General features: G+C 67.9%; 11 protein-coding genes. 5 read left to right on the forward strand and 6 right to left on the reverse strand.

Annotated elements, in window-relative coordinates:
* Positions 1-70: 70 nt before the first annotated feature.
* The gene (locus ACVK00_RS24825) at positions 71-994 is read right to left on the reverse strand and encodes a LysR family transcriptional regulator (protein ID WP_041491854.1); all 924 of its coding nucleotides are present in this window, start codon (positions 992-994) and stop codon (positions 71-73) included.
* A 352-nt stretch (positions 995-1,346) separates the two neighbouring features.
* Between ACVK00_RS24825 and ACVK00_RS24830 the strand changes: the two genes are divergently transcribed.
* On the forward strand, positions 1,347-2,768 hold the full coding sequence (locus ACVK00_RS24830) for a purine-cytosine permease family protein (RefSeq protein ID WP_284900886.1): 1,422 nt from the start codon (positions 1,347-1,349) through the stop codon (positions 2,766-2,768).
* Between the two features lie 139 nt (positions 2,769-2,907).
* Here the strand turns inward: ACVK00_RS24830 and ACVK00_RS24835 are convergent, their stop codons facing one another.
* The 5 genes from ACVK00_RS24835 to ACVK00_RS24855 all read right to left on the reverse strand — a co-directional run bounded on the left by ACVK00_RS24835 (position 2,908) and on the right by ACVK00_RS24855 (position 10,971).
* Positions 2,908-5,187, reverse strand: coding sequence for an FdhF/YdeP family oxidoreductase (locus ACVK00_RS24835; protein WP_228910676.1), 2,280 nt, complete (start codon positions 5,185-5,187; stop codon positions 2,908-2,910).
* Positions 5,188-5,287: 100 nt separating this feature from the next.
* Entirely contained in the window at positions 5,288-8,119 is a 2,832-nt protein-coding gene (locus tag ACVK00_RS24840; RefSeq protein ID WP_284900883.1) for an ATP-dependent Clp protease ATP-binding subunit, read from the reverse strand.
* Between the two features lie 600 nt (positions 8,120-8,719).
* On the reverse strand, positions 8,720-8,989 hold the full coding sequence (locus ACVK00_RS24845; protein WP_284900882.1) for a hypothetical protein: 270 nt from the start codon (positions 8,987-8,989) through the stop codon (positions 8,720-8,722).
* A gap of 100 nt (positions 8,990-9,089) precedes the next feature.
* A complete protein-coding gene (locus tag ACVK00_RS24850) occupies positions 9,090-9,905 on the reverse strand; it encodes a family 1 encapsulin nanocompartment shell protein (RefSeq protein ID WP_006755574.1) in 816 nt (271 codons plus the stop codon).
* Positions 9,898-10,971, reverse strand: a complete 1,074-nt coding sequence (locus tag ACVK00_RS24855) for a Dyp-type peroxidase (RefSeq protein ID WP_284900881.1) — start codon at positions 10,969-10,971, stop codon at positions 9,898-9,900. The genes ACVK00_RS24850 and ACVK00_RS24855 overlap by 8 nt, the downstream gene beginning before the upstream one ends.
* A 520-nt stretch (positions 10,972-11,491) precedes the next feature.
* Between ACVK00_RS24855 and ACVK00_RS24860 the strand changes: the two genes are divergently transcribed.
* The 4 genes from ACVK00_RS24860 to ACVK00_RS24875 all read left to right on the forward strand — a co-directional run bounded on the left by ACVK00_RS24860 (position 11,492) and on the right by ACVK00_RS24875 (position 16,360).
* Positions 11,492-11,944 (forward strand): phosphate-starvation-inducible protein PsiE, encoded by a 453-nt coding sequence (locus tag ACVK00_RS24860; RefSeq protein ID WP_284900880.1) that lies wholly within the window; start codon positions 11,492-11,494, stop codon positions 11,942-11,944.
* A 154-nt stretch (positions 11,945-12,098) separates the two neighbouring features.
* Positions 12,099-12,554: a DUF1269 domain-containing protein gene (locus ACVK00_RS24865; RefSeq protein ID WP_284900879.1), complete on the forward strand. Its 456-nt coding sequence runs from the start codon at positions 12,099-12,101 to the stop codon at positions 12,552-12,554.
* A gap of 529 nt (positions 12,555-13,083) precedes the next feature.
* Positions 13,084-14,508 (forward strand): aminotransferase-like domain-containing protein, encoded by a 1,425-nt coding sequence (locus ACVK00_RS24870; protein ID WP_284900878.1) that lies wholly within the window; start codon positions 13,084-13,086, stop codon positions 14,506-14,508.
* 313 nt (positions 14,509-14,821) lie between these two features.
* The gene (locus tag ACVK00_RS24875; protein WP_354123313.1) at positions 14,822-16,360 is read left to right on the forward strand and encodes an FAD-dependent oxidoreductase; all 1,539 of its coding nucleotides are present in this window, start codon (positions 14,822-14,824) and stop codon (positions 16,358-16,360) included.
* Positions 16,361-16,371: the final 11 nt, after the last annotated feature.

Raw genomic sequence — 16,371 nt, forward strand, 5'->3', positions numbered from 1 at the left:
TCCGGCTGATCCTGCCGTCCAACCGCATGCCGCACGCGGCCGTTCGGTGGCGCGTGCGGTTCGTTCATTGCTATCGCGCCGATTCCGCGACGATCTGCGCCAGCCGTTCGCGGCAGAACTCGACGAACGACTGCGCCTGCTTCGTGAGCTGCCCGCGCTTCAGCCGCGCGCTCACGAGCCCCGACGGGCTCACCGTTTCGCTCAGGCCGATCGTCACGACGCGCCGGCCGTCGTACGTGTATTCGGAATGCGGCCGCGTGACGAGCAGCGAGAAGCCGAACCCCTGGCCGACCATCCCGCGCACCATCTCGATCGACGGCGAAGCGAACACGATGTTCGGCGTGAGCCCGAGCGCGTGAAACAGGCTGACGAAATACGTGCGGCTCGGCAGCACGTCGAGCAGGATCATCGGCTCGACGCTGAGCTCGTGCAGCGATACGTGCGACTGGCCCGCGAACCGGTGGTTCTCCGGCAGCAGCACGTACGGCTGCTGCGCCGGCATCAGCGGCTCGGTCTCGATCGTGCCGTCGAGGTCGTGGTCGTAGAGGAACGCGAGATCGAAGGTGCCGGCCGTCAGGCCCTGCACGAGCTCCTGCTGGTCGCCGTCGCGCAGCCGGATGTTGACGCCCGGATAGCGTTCGCGAAAGCCCGCGATCAGCTGCGGCAGGTAGAGCGGCGCGACGGTCTCGAAGCAGCCGATGTCGATCTGCCCGCTGATCACGTCGTTGTCGGCGAGCGCGTTCTGCTCGAACTCGTGCGCGATGCGCAGCAGCTCCTGCGCCTTGCGGTAGAAACGCGTGCCGCTCGGCGTCAGCGACACGCCCTGCGCGTGGTGACGGATGAACAGCTTCACGCCGAAGCTTTCCTCGAGCCCCTTGATCGCGCTGGAGATCGACGGCTGCGCGATGAAGAGCTGGCGCGACGCCTCGGCGACGCTGCCGGATTCCACCGTCGTCACGAAATATTTCAGTTGCCGCAAAGTGTAGTGAGCCACGAGCACCTCTGATGCCGGCCCCGCGCGCGTGCCGCCGCGGGGCGCGTTCTGTCCGCTGTTTTGCGTAGCACCTTACCCGAAGACGCCCGGCGCCGGAATTTCCGCTGCAGAGCTTTTTCGTATGTCCCGAAAATATTTTTAGTATTTTCCGGTCGCCGCATGCGTGGCGCACCATCGTCTGCAATCCGGATCGCGACAAAAGCGCGCACGCGTCGGCGGGGCAGTCATCCGTCCCCGCCCGCATGCGGCAATCCGTTGCCCGCGTATCCGGACCCGATTGCAGGCGCGCGCATCGTCGCGCGCCGGCGGAAACGGCACGCGCGCCTCGCCGCGCAGGACAGGAGACTTAGCCATGACGACCGCGGATCGCAACGCGTCCCCCATGATAGAGAAACACACGATCGGCTACGTGCCGCCCGCAGACCGCCACGGCAAGGTGCGCGACCTGTTCACGCTCTGGTTCGGCGGCAACATCGCGCCGCTGCCGATCGTGACCGGCGCGCTCGGCGTGCAGATCTTTCACCTGAACCTGATGTGGGGGATCGTCGCGATCGTCGTCGGCCAGGCGGTCGGCGGCGTGCTGATGGCGCTGCATTCGGCGCAGGGGCCGCAGATGGGCATCCCGCAGATGATCCAGAGTCGCGCGCAGTTCGGCTCGTGGGGCGCGTTGCTGGTCACGGTGATCGCGGCGGTGATGTACGTCGGCTTCTTCGCATCGAACATCGTGCTGGCCGGCAAGTCGGTGCACGGCATCGCGTCGTCGGTGCCGGTGCCGGTGGGCATCGTGATCGGCGCGGTCGGCTCGGGGCTGATCGGGATCGTCGGCTACCGGTTCATCCATATCCTGAACCGGATCGGCACGTGGGTGCTCGGCATCGGCATTCTCGTCGGCTTCTGGATGATCCTGTCGCACGTGAGCACTGCCGATTTCCTCACACGCGGCGGCTTCGACTTCGCGGGCTGGCTCGCGACGGTGTCGCTGTCCGCGCTGTGGCAGATCGCGTTCGCGCCGTACGTGTCGGACTATTCGCGCTACCTGCCGGAAGACGTCGGCGTCGCGTCGACGTTCTGGGCGACCTATCTCGGCTGCACGATCGGCTCGACGCTCGCGTTCATCTTCGGGGCGGTCGCGGTGCTCGCGGTGCCGGCCGGCGCGGACACGATGGACGCGGTCAAGCAGGCGACGGGCCCGCTCGGCCCGCTGATGCTGGTGCTGTTCCTGTTGAGCGTGATCAGCCACAACGCGCTGAACCTGTACGGCGCGGTGCTCGCGGTCATCACGTCGGTGCAGACCTTCGCCTACCGGTGGATTCCGACCGCGAAGACGCGCGCGGTGGTGTCGGTGGTGATCTTCGTCGCGTGCTGCTATGCGGCGATCGGCGCGTCGACCAACTTCGTCGGCAATCTCATCGATCTCGTGCTCGCGCTGCTGGTCGTGCTGGTGCCTTGGACGGCGATCAACCTGATCGACTTCTACGTGATCCACAAGGGCAAGTACGACATCCAGTCGATCTTCATGGCGGACGGCGGCGTGTACGGCCGTTTCAATCCGCAGGCGTTGCTCGCGTATGCGATCGGGATCGCCGTGCAGATTCCGTTCATGAACACGCCGATGTATGCGGGGCCGATTCCCGCGCATCTCGGCGGCGCCGACCTGTCGTGGCTCGTCGGGCTGGTGCTGACGTCGCCGCTGTACTACTGGCTCGCGACGCGCGACAGCGCGTACCGGCGCCGGCAGACGGGCGCGCAGCTGCCGTCGTCGGCGGCGCGATAAGCGGATGGTCGTTCGACGCGATCAAGGAAAGCGGCCGCCGCATCGGTAGCGATGCGGCGGCCGCGAGAGGGAACGCAGGAGGGATCAAGGCGCGGCGTATCGTGCCGTGCCTTGGGTCGCCAGCCTGCTTACCCGCGGATCAGACGACCGCCGAGCGCGCGACGCGCACCGGCACCGACTTGTACGACGGCGTGCCGCTTTCCTTGTCGATGTAGTCGAGCGGCACGAGCACGTTCGCTTCCGGGTAATACGCGCCGACCGATCCCGGCGCGATGTCGTACTCGATCGCGGTGATCTTCTCGAGGCGCAGCGTGCGGCCCGACGCGGTGGCCGTCTCGATGTCGACGAGGTCGCCGTGTTCGAGCCCGTACTTCGCGAGGTCCGCCGCGTTCATGAACAGCACGTCGCGTCGTCCGAACACGCCGCGATAGCGGTCGTCGAGCCCATAGATCGTCGTGTTGTACTGATCGTGGCTGCGCAGCGTGATCAGCCGCAGCACCTGCTCGGCGCCGAGCACATCCGCGTCTTCCTTCACGCCCTTGTAGATCGAGAACATCGCCTTGCCGGTGGCCGTGGGCCATACGCGCTCGGTGGGCGGCAGCGGCAGGCGGAAGCCGCCCGGCGTGCGGATGCGCTCGTTGAACGCCTCGAAGCCGGCCACCGTGCGGTCGATCAGGTCGCGGATGCGGTCGTAGTCGGCGATCAGGTCGAGCCACGCGACCTTGCTGGCCGGCAGCGTCGCGTGAGCGATTCCGGCGACGATCGCGGGCTCGGAGCGCAGCTGGTCCGACGCGGGCTTGAGCTTGCCGGCCGACGCGTGGACCATCGACATCGAATCCTCGACGGTGATCGACTGCCTGCCGCTCGCCTGCATGTCGAGCTCGGTGCGGCCGAGCACGGGCAGGATGTAGGTTTCCTTCGCGACGAGCAGGTGCGAGCGGTTCAGCTTCGTGCCGAGATGCACGCTGAGATCGAGCTTCGCCATCGCGGGGAACGACTGTTCGGGATCGGGCAGCGCGACCGCGAAGTTGCCGCCGAGGCACAGCAGCGCCTTGGCCTGGCCGTCGATCATCGCCTGCATCGCCTGCACGGCATCGTGTCCGTGCTGCGCGGGCGGCTTGAAGCCGCATACGTCCTCGATCTTCTGCAGGAACTCGGCCGACGGCTTCTCGGTGATGCCGACCGTGCGGTTGCCCTGCACGTTCGAGTGGCCGCGCAGCGGGCACACGCCGGCACCCGGCTTGCCGATGTTGCCGCGCATCAGCAGCAGGTCGGCGATCAGGCGCACGGTGGCGGTGCCCTTGTTGTGCTGCGTGACGCCCATCCCGTACGTGATGATCGTCGCGTTCGACTTCGCATACGCGAGCGCGACCTGTTCGAGCTGCGCCTGGCTCAAGCCGCTCGCGCGTTCGATGTCGTCCCACGACGTGGCCTCCAGGTCGGCGCTGAACGCGTCGAAGCCGCTCGTGTGCTGCGCGATGAAATCCTTGTCGAGCACGTCGCCGCGCTCGGCCTCGAGCTGCAGCAGCGCTTTCATGATGCCCTTCAGCGCGGCCGCGTCGCCGCCCGCGTCGAGCTGGTAGTACGTCGACGCGATGCGCGTCGAGCCGAACGACGCCATCTCGATCATGTCCTGCGGATCCGCGAAGCGTTCGAGCGCGCGCTCGCGCAGCGGATTGAACACGATGATCGGCACGTTGCGGCGCGAGCACTCGTGCAGCGTGCCCATCATCCGCGGATGGTTGGTACCGGGGTTGTGGCCGATCGAGATGATCAGCTCGCAGTGGTCGAAATCCTCGAGCGACACCGTGCCCTTGCCGATCCCGATCGACTGCGGCAGGCCGACGCTGGTCGGCTCGTGGCACATGTTCGAGCAGTCGGGGAAGTTGTTGGTGCCGAGCTCGCGCGCGAAGAGTTGATACAGGTAGGCGGCTTCGTTCGACGCGCGGCCTGACGTGTAGAACTCGACCTGCTCGGGCGGCAGCGCGCGCAGCACCTCGCCGATGCGCGCGAACGCATCGTCCCATTCGACCGCGCGAAACGTGTCGGTCGCGCGATCGTAGACGAGCGGATGCGTGAGCCGGCCCATGTTCTCCAGCTCGTAGTCAGACATCCGCAGCAGCGACGACACCGGGTTCGCCGCGAAGAACTCGGGCGTCACGCGCTTGGTGGTCGCTTCCCACGTGACGGCCTTCGCGCCGTTCTCGCAGAACTGGAACGTCGACTTGTGTTCCTTGTCGGGCCACGCGCAGCCGGGACAGTCGAAACCGTCGGGCTGGTTGGTCCGCATCAGCACGATCGGCGCCTCGATGGTTTCCATCTGCGTGCGCACGGCCTCGGCTGTCGCGCGAAGCGCGCCCCAACCGCCGGCGGGCCCATCGTACTTCCTGATGCCTGGCACTTCGCGTCGATTTGTCATGTGAATCTCCATCAGCCGGGCCCGCTGCGGGCCGGCTCGGGTTGCGCCGCGTCGCGGCGTTGGGGGGCATGCGGGCCCGTGCATCCGGGCCCGCCTGGTATTACTGCGCGTCCTTCTTCGCACCGGACGACTTCTTGCCGGATGGCTTGGCTGCCGGTGCAGGCGTCTCGGTCTTCGCTTCGTCATCCTTTACATCGGACGCTGCCTTCGCCGCCTTGCCGTTCGGCTTTGCCTTGCCGTCGGCGTTCCTGGTCGCGTCCTTGGCGTCGGGCCGTGCGAGCTTGTTGAACGTCACCGCGTCGCTCGCCTTGTCGTAATCGACTTCGACGTGATCGCCGGACTGCAGCTTGTCCGCGAGGATCTCCTTCGCGAGCTTCGTCTCGATGATCTGGCGAACCTGCCGCTTCAGCTCGCGCGCGCCGAATTCCGGTTGATAGCCGGCTTCGGTCAGGTGTTCGACGAGCGCGTCGCCCATCACGAGCGTGATGTCCTGTGCGGCGGCGGTGCGCACCACGCGGTCGAGCTGGATCTGCACGATCGAGCGGATGTTCTCCTTCGACAGCGCATGGAACACGATCACCTCGTCGATCCGGTTCAGGAACTCGGGGCGGAAATGGCCCTTCAGCACCTGCATCAGCTGCTCGCGGATCGCCTTGTCGGTCTTGCGCGCGGCTTCCGGCTGCGTGAGGTTGTCCATGATGATCGCGGCGCCGAGGTTGCTCGTCGCGATGATGATCGTGTTGCTGAAGTCGACCACGCGGCCCTTGCCGTCGGTCAGGCGGCCGTCGTCGAACACCTGCAGCAGCACGTTGTAGACGTCCGGATGCGCCTTCTCGATCTCGTCGAGCAGGATCACGCTGTACGGGCGGCGCCGCACGCGCTCGGTGAGCTGGCCGCCTTCGTCGTAGCCGACGTAGCCGGGCGGCGCGCCGATCAGCCGCGCGACCGCGTGCCGTTCCATGTACTCGGACATGTCGATGCGGATGATCGACTGCTCGTCGCCGAACACGGTCTCGGCCAGCGCCTTCGCGAGCTCGGTCTTGCCGACGCCGGTCGGCCCGAGGAACAGGAACGTCGCGATCGGCCGGTGCGACTGGCCGAGCCCGGCGCGCGACAGCCGCACCGCGTCGCTGACGGCGACCACGGCATCGCTCTGGCCGATCACGCGCTCGCGCAGTTGCTCTTCCATCTTCAGCAGCTTCTGGCGCTCTTCCTGCGTGAGCTCGGACACTGGAATGCCCGTCAGCCGCGACACGACCTCGGCGACCGATTCGACGGTCACTTCCAGCGTCTCGGAACCGGTCTTGCGCTGCCACGCCTCCATCTTTTCGTCGAGCGACTTCTGCTTCGCGTTGATCTGCTCCTCGAACTGCTTCGCCTGGTCGAAGCGCTTGCGCGACGTTGCGTAGTCCTGCTCGCGCTTGAGCTGCACGATCTGCGCTTCGTCTTCCTGGATGTCGGCGGGGCGCGACGTCGCGCCGATCCGTACGCGCGCGGCGGCCTGGTCGATCAGGTCGATCGCCTTGTCGGGCAGGAAGCGCGCGGTGATGTAGCGGTCGGCGAACTCGGCGGCCGCGACGAACGCGTCGTCGGCGAACGTGACCTGGTGGTGCGCCTCGAGGCTGTCGCGCAGCCCGCGCAGGATCAGGATCGTCTGCTCGACGCTCGGCTCCGGCACGAACACCGGCTGGAAGCGCCGTTCGAGCGCCGCGTCCTTCTCGATGTGCTTCTGGTATTCGTTGAGCGTGGTCGCGCCGATCAGGCTCAGCTCGCCGCGCGCGAGCGCCGGCTTCAGCACGTTCGCGATGTCGAGGCCGCCTTCGCCGCCGCCCTGGCCCGCGCCGACGATCGTATGCAGCTCGTCGATGAAGAGGATCAGCTCGTCATGCTTGGCCGTGACCTCGTCGATCAGCTGCTTCGCGCGTTCCTCGAATTCGCCGCGATACTTCGCGCCGGCCACCATCGAGTTGATGTTGACTTCGACGAGCCGCTTGCCGCGCAGCACTTCGGGCACGTCGCCGTTGACGATCCGCTGCGCGAGGCCTTCGACGATCGCGGTCTTGCCGACACCGGGCTCGCCGATCAGCACCGGGTTGTTCTTCTTGCGGCGCGCGAGCACTTCGATCGTGCTCTCGATTTCCTGCGCGCGGCCGAGCACCGGGTCGAGCTTGCCCTGGCGCGCGATCGCGGTGAGGTCGCGGCCGAACTTGTCGAGATTCGGCGTGCCGGTCGGCGCGTCGACGCGGCCGTCTTCCGCGCCCTTGCCGACGACCTTCACGACCTTCTGGCGCAGCGCTTCCGGCGTCACGCCGTATTTCTTCAGCAGCGTGCCGGCGATGCTGTCCGGCACCGCCGCGAGACCGATCAGCAGGTGCTCGGGGCCGATGTACGAGTGGCCGAGATCGCGCGACGCCTGGAATGCGTACTGCACGGCCTTCTTCACGCGCGGCGAGATCGACAGCTTGTCGAGCGACGCGTCCGCGGCAGCCGTGCCGGTGTGCGCATGCTCGTCGATGTAGGACTTCAAGTCCTGCGGCGACAGCTTCAGTTCCTTCAGCAGCGCCGCGCACACGTCGGTATCGGCGAGCGCGTACAGCAGGTGTTCGGTGTCGAGTTCGCTGCGGCGCAGTTCGTGCGCCTTCTCGGCCGCGCGCTGCAGCAGTTCGAGCGTCTGCTCGCTGAACGCGTCGGTCGGGTCGACCGATTCGCGCGGAATCTCGGCGGCCAGCGGCGACGCGTCGCCGTCCTCGCCGAACAGCGAGGACCCACCGCCACCCAGCAGCGAATCGAACGGGTTCAGCATGCTCTGATGCCGCATCAGCTGACGGAAGTGGTAGTCGCAGATCGAGATCGTCTTGCGCTCGCCGTCCTGCATCACGGTGGCGCGCGCGACGGCGGGCCGGGCGTGACAGATATCGCAAAGTGCGGGCATGGTGGTCTGACTCCTGTCAATGAACGTGGATCGAAAGGGAAGTCCCGATGCGCGACGGCGCCGGGGTGTGCCCGCCGCGCGACTCGACCGGCGGCGCACGCGCCGCACCGGCGCCATCGCACGGCGCGCGCCGGCACGGCAGCCGGCCGCGATCGACGCCGGCAACACCGGTGCGTCGCTCAGCCCGCGGCATCACTTCGACTGCGTTCAAAATAGCGAATTGGCCGAAGGCCTCCAAGACACAGTTCCGCACCGGCCCGGCCGGGAATTGCACCCTCACATGCACGCTTGCGCCCGGTGCAGGGAGTACAGACGAGCGCGCATGCGGGTGCGGGATCCGGAAACAGCGCGGCGCGCAACGCGCGCGAAGCGCGGTGCGACATCGGCGCGCAGGGCGCCGGCAGGCGGCAAACGGGAAGGGCCGCGCGCGGTGAAGCGCGGCGCACGCGCGGCGGCGCGATCGCGCGGGGCGGTGAGGGTCGCGGGCGGGTTACGCCGGGCCGCGCACGCCCCGCAATCAGTGCGTGGCGTGGGGCCGAGGGCGAAGCGGGCGGGTTGCACGGTGCGGGCCGGATCAGGCGCAACCGTGGCGAACCGGCGTCAGTCGGAGAGTTTCATCGCGAGGCGCTGCCGGGCAATCTGCTTCACGTCGGTCGACAGTGCCGCATTTTGCAGACCATTGGCCCAGACGGTGAACGAATCCTCGATCAGGTTGCGGGTGTCGGGCGGCAGTTCAGCCAGCATCAGCGACACCACGGTGAACAGGACGGCCGAGTCGCCGGTCTGGCGGCTCGCGTTCGCGTCGACGGCCTGCTTCAGGCTGTCGACCGACGCTTGCAGTGACTGCAATGCTTCATTCGAATCGCTCATGTCACGCTCCATGCAGGAGGGTTCAGCCGGCGACGAACGTGCGGCCGGCAACGCGGCCGGGGTGCGCGACGCCCGGTGGGCATCGCGCGCGGGCAGGCCGTCAGGCCGCCGTGCTGGCCTGCGGCGCCACGGCCACCGATGCCTCGCTCGTCAGCATCAGGAACGTGAACGTTTCGCGCAGGTACAGGCGGACGACCTTGTCAGTATGGCTCGTATAGCCGATCGACACGTCTTCGCCGAGGTGCAGCTCGTAGTCTCCGCCGCGGGTGGACAGCACGCAACCGCCGCTGATCGCCGGCGCCCAGATGATCTCGCCGCTGACGATGCGCTTGATGTGGCCGAGCACCGGGTAGCCCTGGTCGCGCGCTTCGCTGAGCGCGGTGTAGGCGTCCGAGCCGAGCACGACCGTGTACGGGCCGTCGACGCCGGCGAGTCGCAGCGCTTCCAGCGCGTCGCTGATCGCGTCCGGGTACGCGCTGACATCGGTCGGCAGCGTGAGCTTGCGGTTCGACGTGCCTTCGCGGATGCCGACGATGTCCGCGGCCAGATAGCCGTCGAAGATCGCGCCGTCTTCCGCGAATGCCAGGCGCTGCGCGGCGTCCTTCGCCGGCTGCCAGTCGGCATCGCGCGCGCCGCGCTCGACGCTGTCGATCGCGTCGCGGCTCAGCTCGAACGGCACCGTCAGCTCGACGACGTTGCGGACCTCGCGCAGCCGCGCGCTCACCTGCTCGCGCGGCGCGGTGACGTCGCGCAGATGCCCGGTGCCGACGGCCGACAGCTCGGGGCCGGCCGGCCCTTCGACGTCGACCACGCGGCGTCCGGCCACCGAGCGCTTGAAGGTGCGCGCGACTTCTTCCTCGATCTGCTCCCACGCGGACGAGGCAATCGGCGCGAGTTCGCGGTGCAGGTTATTCATAGGCTTTGGCTCCTTTCAGCGATCCGATATTCAGCGAGCCGTCACGACGCGACTCGGGCGATGAGGGGGCCGGCTGCGCGACGGCGGCAGCGTCGGCCGGTGCGGCGCGATCGGCGAGCGCTTCGAGCAGGTCGGCCGACGGCACGAAGAACAGCGAGCCGGTGACCGCGCGGCTGTAGTCGAGCAGCCGGTCGTAGTTGCCGGGCGGGCGGCCGACGAACATGTTTTCGAGCATCTGTTCGATCGGCGCCGGCGAACGCGCGTAGCCGATGAAATAGGTGCCGAATTCGCCCGAACCGGGGCGCCCGAACGGCATGTTGTCGCGCAGGATCTTCACTTCCTGGCCGTTTTCGTCGAGCGTGGTCAGCGAGCTGTGCGAGCACGACGGCTTCACGTCCGGCGCGAGCTCGATGTCGGACAGCTTGGTGCGGCCGATGATGCGCTCCTGCGTCTCGACCGCGAGCGCGTTCCAGCCGGCCATGTCGTGCAGGTACTTCTGCACGAGCACGTAGCTGCCGCCCGCGAATTCGGCGTCCTCGTCGCCGATCACCGTGAAGTCGACCGCGTCGCGGCCTTCCGGGTTCTCGGTGCCGTCGACGAAGCCGATCATCGCGCGCTGGTCGAAGTTGCGGAAGCCGTGCACCTCGTCGACGACCGTGACCGCGTCGCCGAGCGCGGCGAGCAACTGGGTCGCGAGTTCGAAGCACAGGTCCATCGCGTCGGCGCGAATGTGCAGCAGGATGTCGCCCGGCGTCGCGACCGCGACGCGCTGGCCGGCGCCGAATTCGCGGAACGGATGCAGCGACGCGGGACGCGGCTCGCCGAACAGCGCATCCCATGCGTCGGCGCCGAAGCCGCATACGCAGGACAGGTTGCCGCCCGGCACGCGCTTGCCGACCGAGCGCACGAGCGCGGCGATGTCGCCGCACCACGCGCGGATCGTGTCGGCGCGTTCGGCGCCGGGGTTGACGGTTGCGACGAGGAAGATCGCGCTGCGCGTGATCGGGTTGTGAACGGCCTGGGAAAGCGGGGGACGGGTTTGCATCGCGGCCTGCCGGTCAGTCATGTCGGGACGGACGGGCCGCGGATGCCGCGGCGCGCGAAGACGAACGGGTGGACTGTGTCATGCGACTGTTCTCTTTGTGACATGCGGATGAAGGACGTTGCGCGGGCATCGCGCAACGGGCCGCAGCGGCGGCGGCCTGCCGTCCGGGCGCGAAAGGGAAGGCAGGCAGGATGGCCGCGCGTTCGCCCGGCGCGTGACCTCTCCGCACCGCGTAACGTCGTCGAGCCTGCAATCTAGCAGCTTCGGCGGGTCTTTGGAACACGTATCGACGATCTGTCATTCGAATGGGTTGATCAGGGTTCGATTTTGCGTCGCGTGCGTGCAGCTGTACTCCTGAAGCCCGCGGCGCTGTGCTCTTGAGCGGGCGCGACGCGTGCAGTAGATTGGGTTCGCTCCACCCGCCGACGAGGACCATCATGACGAACCTGCTGGAAGCGATGCGAATTTTTGTCGCGGGGGGCGAGCACGGCGTCGACGGAGCGTCGAGCGCGGCATCGACTTCTTTGCACCGGTCATCGCCTTGAACACGTCCACTGCTTCCGCCGATACGGCCGCCGAGCGCATCCGCCGCCGCTTCGGCCACTTCCTCCATGCGGCCGAGCTGGCCGGGCTGATCGTGATCGGTCTGGCGACCGCGTTCGCGATGGCGCAGGAAGCGTGGAAGGTCGTGCTCGCGGGCGAGGTGTCGCTTACCGACCTGCTGCTGATGTTCCTGTATCTGGAGGTGCTCGCGATGAACGTGCGCTATCTGCGACTCGGCCGGCTGCCGGTGCGCTTTCCGTTGTTCATCGCGATGACGTCGCTCGCGCGTGACCTGATCCTGCGCGGCGCGACCGACAGCCCCGAGCGGATGCTGATGACCACGTTCGGGATCGTGCTGCTCGCGGTGGGCGTGCTGATCCTGAGCTTCGGCCAGCATCGCTTTCCGGCGGAAGTCGACGATGTCGAGGAGGACGCGCATACGCGCCGATGACGTGCGGCCCGCACCGCGCGTGCTCGTGACGCAGCGGCAGGCGCGCGTATCGAACCCACGGATCCCGGCACGCAACGCGCGCCCGGTCCGACCCATCCGCGGATGACCGTCGACTGGCGGCGCTCGCGTGGCTCATCAACCGGAGAGGTGTCGCATGACCAAGCAACTGATCGTCGCCGTATTCGGCAGCGTCGAGACGGCCCGTCAGGCCGCGAACGATTTCGAGGCGCTGTCGGAGAAGCATGAAGGATTCCACGTCGACAACGGCGTCGTCGTCGAAAAGGACGCGAACGGCAAGCTCGCCGTGCTCGACGTCGAGTCGCGGCCGTTCAAGGGCGGCCTGATCGGCGCGATCGCGGGCGGCCTGCTCGGGATGCTCGCCGGGCCGCTCGGCGCGATCACCGGCATGGCGGCCGGCGCGGGGGCCGGCATCGTCGCGGACGCAGCCGGCAATGCGCTGCTCGACGGCCAGTTCGTCGAATCGGTCGCGACACGGCTCGTGCCCGGCAGCGTCGCGGTCATCGTCGAGGCGCAGGAGGCGACGCCGTTCTCGGTCGACAACATCGTGACGGGATTCGGCGGCAAGGTCGCGCGCCACGTAATCGACTAGGCCCGGCTTGCCGCGTTCGAGCCGGACGCAGGCCGGCGCGCGGCCCGGCGCGGATCGCGGCGACGACACGTGCGCGTTCGTGCGACACCGCGCATCGTGAAGCACGACCCGGCATTGCGCGTGCGCGGGACCTGGACAATCAGCTATACCGAGCGTCGGTACGCACGACGTCACGCTCGAGCGTCGCCACGCGAATCGCGTCGTGCCGTTTCGCGTCACGACCGCATGCGCGCGGCGGTACGGATGACACGAGACGCGGCCGCGTGCCACGGTCTTCCCATCTGTTCACCACACCCGCGCGATTTGACGTTTGGCCGCCAAACTGTCACTTACATTCGCCGAATTGACGCAGTAGGATGCCGATCCTCGTCATGATGGATTCCGCATTGCTATCCGCCTTCAATTTCGGTAACGGCCGACGCTCGCACCAGAACGCCCGCCAGCGGGCACGGCTATCCGGCTTCGCGCATCGGCGCGGCACGCGCGCACACGCGTCGCGGGCCGGTTCACCGCTGGCGGGGCGAGGCGGATGAAGCTCTACGAGAAATTCGCGAACGACATCGAGAGACTCATCCGGCAACGCGTATATCGACATGGCGATCGTGTGCCGTCGGTACGGCAGGCGAGCCAGCAGCACCGGATCAGCATTACGACCGTGCTGCATGCGTATCTGCTGCTCGAAAGCCGCGGGCTGCTGGAAAGCCGGCCGCAGTCGGGCTACTTCGTGAACCTGCGTCGCGACGACAACCGCGCGCCGGTGCGCGAGCTGCGGCCATCGAAGCCGATCGCCATCTCGTCGTCGGTCGACGTGAGCCGGCTCGTGCTGTCGACGCTGCGCGCGATCGGCACCAATGACGCGGTGCCGCTCGGTTCGCCGTATCCGGACCCGAGCCTGTTTCCGTTCGAGAAGCTGAACCGCTATGCGTATGCAGCCGGCCGCGACAAGTCGCTGTGGGGCGTGACGGACGGGCTGCCGCCGGGCCATCCGCGCCTGATCCGGCAGATCGCACGGCGCTATCTGGAAAACGGGATGTCGGTCGATCCGAACGAGATCATCGTGACGGTCGGCGCGACGGAGGCGATCAATCTGTGCCTGCAGGCAGTCGCGAAACCGGGTGACACGATCGCGGTGGAGTCGCCAACGTTCTACGCGATGCTGCACGCGATCGAGCGGATGGGGATGAAGGCGATCGAGGTCGCGACGCACCCGGAATACGGAATCGACATCGCGGCGCTGGCGGCTATTGCGAAGTCGCAGCCGATCGCCGCGTGCATGGTGATGCCGAATTTCCAGAACCCGCTCGGCTTCCAGATGCCCGACGAGCGCAAGCGTGAACTGGTTGAGTTCGCAACCAAAGCCGACATGCCGATCATCGAGAACGGCGTGTACAACGAATTGTATTTCGGCCATGCACACCCGAGCGCGCTGAAGGCGTTCGACCGCAACGGCATCGTGCTGCACTGCTCATCGTTCTCGAAGAGCCTGACGGCCGCCTATCGGATCGGCTGGGCATTGCCGGGCCGCTATCGCGAACAGGTCGAGAAGCTGAAATTCCTGAACACGCTGGCGACGCCATCGCTGCCGCAGCTCGCGATCGCCGAGTTTCTCGAGCGCGACGGCTACGAGCATCACCTGCGGCGGATTCGCAAGGCGTATGCGCAGCAGGCGAACCTGATGCGCGCGATGGTGTCGCGGTTCTTCCCGGAAGGCACGCGCATCTCGAGCCCGGCAGGCGGTTACGTGCTGTGGGTCGAGCTGCCGGCCCAGGTTGACGCAATGCGCCTGTACCAGCTCGCGCTGGAGCAGGGCATCACGATCGGCCCCGGCTACATGTTCTCGATCGCGGACACCTACCGCAATTTCATCCGGCTGAACTACAGCAGCCCGTGGTCGCCGGAGATCGAGCGGGCGCTCGTCACGGTCGGCAAGCTCGCGGCGACCTGCATGGATTGAGGGTGCCGCGGCGCATCACGCGAAGTCACGTCGGGTCGCATCACACATCGCCGCCGGAGCCGGCGAGTTCGCCATCGCGTCGCTCCGCGTGTGACGCGATGAAGGCGGCGGCATGCCGATTGCGCCGGTCGTCGGACCCCGCATATGTTCATCCGGCGTGTTGCGCCGCAACGTGGATGACGTTGTACGCCGGTCGCGGATCGCATACGAGCCACGTTCCGCGTTTGCATGCGCCGCGGAGTCGTCTGTACCTGTTCTTTTCAGGAAGGACGCCGATAATGGGACCGTTACCCCACCTCCCGGGAGCCATGCCATGTCCGCAAGTGACGCCTCGTCTTCACGTCCCGATCTCGCGCAGGGCATCGCGCTCGACGACATCGCCGACGGCGCGATGATCGAAGGCCGGGTCGGCGACGCACCGGTGCTGCTGGTGCGCCGCGCCGACGAACTGTTTGCCGTGGGCGCGCAATGCCCGCACTACGGCGCACCGCTGGCCGACGGGCTGCTCGTCGGCGACACGATCCGCTGCCCGTGGCATCACGCGGCGTTCTGTTTGCGCACCGGCGCACTGCTGCGTGCGCCGGCGCTCGACGGCCTGACGTGCTGGCGCGTCGAGCGCCGCGATGGCCGCGCGGTCGTGCTCGATGCACGGCCCGCCGAGTCGCCGCCCGTCCTGAAAGCGGCCGGGCTGCCCGAATCGGTGGTGATCGTCGGCGGCGGCGCGGCCGCGATCGCGGCGGCCGTGACGCTGCGGCAGGAAGGCTATCCGCACGCGATCACGCTGCTGAGCGCGGACAGCGAGCCGCCGTACGACCGGCCGAACCTGTCGAAGGATTATCTGGCCGGCACGGCCGAAGCCGACTGGCTGCCGCTGCGCGGTGCGTCGTTCTATACCGAGCAGCGCATCGACGTGCGCTGCGGCACGCGCGTCGCGCGGATCGATCCTGCGGGGCACGCGGTCGAACTTGCGGACGGCAGCCGCGTCGGCTACGGCGCGCTGTTGCTCGCGACTGGCGCCGAGCCGAACCGGCTGACCGTGCCGGGCGCCGAGCTGCCGCACGTGCGTGTGCTGCGCTCGCGCGCCGATTGCGATGCGCTGATCGGCACGCTGAAGAATGCGCAGCGCTGCGTCGTGGTCGGCGCGAGCTTCATCGGCCTCGAGGCGGCCGCCGCGCTGCGCACGCGCGGGCTCGACGTGCAGGTGGTCGCGCCCGATGCGCAGCCGATGGCGCGCGTGCTCGGCGAGGCGCTCGGCGACACGATTCGCGCGCTGCACGAGTCGCACGGCGTGACGTTCCATCTCGGCGTGACGCCCGCGCAGATCACGCCGGACCGCGTGACGCTATCGAACGGCGACGTGCTGCCGGCCGACGTCGTGGTGGTCGGCATCGGCGTGCACCCGGACGTCGCGCTCGCGCAGGACGCGGGGCTGGCTGTCGATCGCGGCGTGACGGTCGACCGCTTCCTGCAGACGAGCGCACCGGACATCTACGCGGCCGGCGACATCGCGCGCTGGCCCGATCCGTTGACGGGCGAACGCATTCGCGTCGAGCACTGGGTCGTCGCGGAGCGGCAGGGCATCGCGGCGGCGCGCAACATGCTCGGCCAGCAGCGGCCATTCGACGCGGTGCCGTTCTTCTGGAGCCAGCACTACGATCTGACCGTCCGCTATGTGGGACATGCGGAGCAATGGGACCGCGTCGAGATCGACGGCGACCTGCGCGCGCACGACGGTTCGGTGACGTACTGGCGCGGCGACAAGCGGCTCGCAGTCGCGACGATTGGCCGCGATCTCGATTGCCTGCGGGCGGAAGAGGCGCTCGAGCAGCAGGGTGCGGCAAAGTCGCGCTGACGGCCGCGTTC

The organism is Burkholderia sp. PvR073 (genome assembly GCF_054055695.1).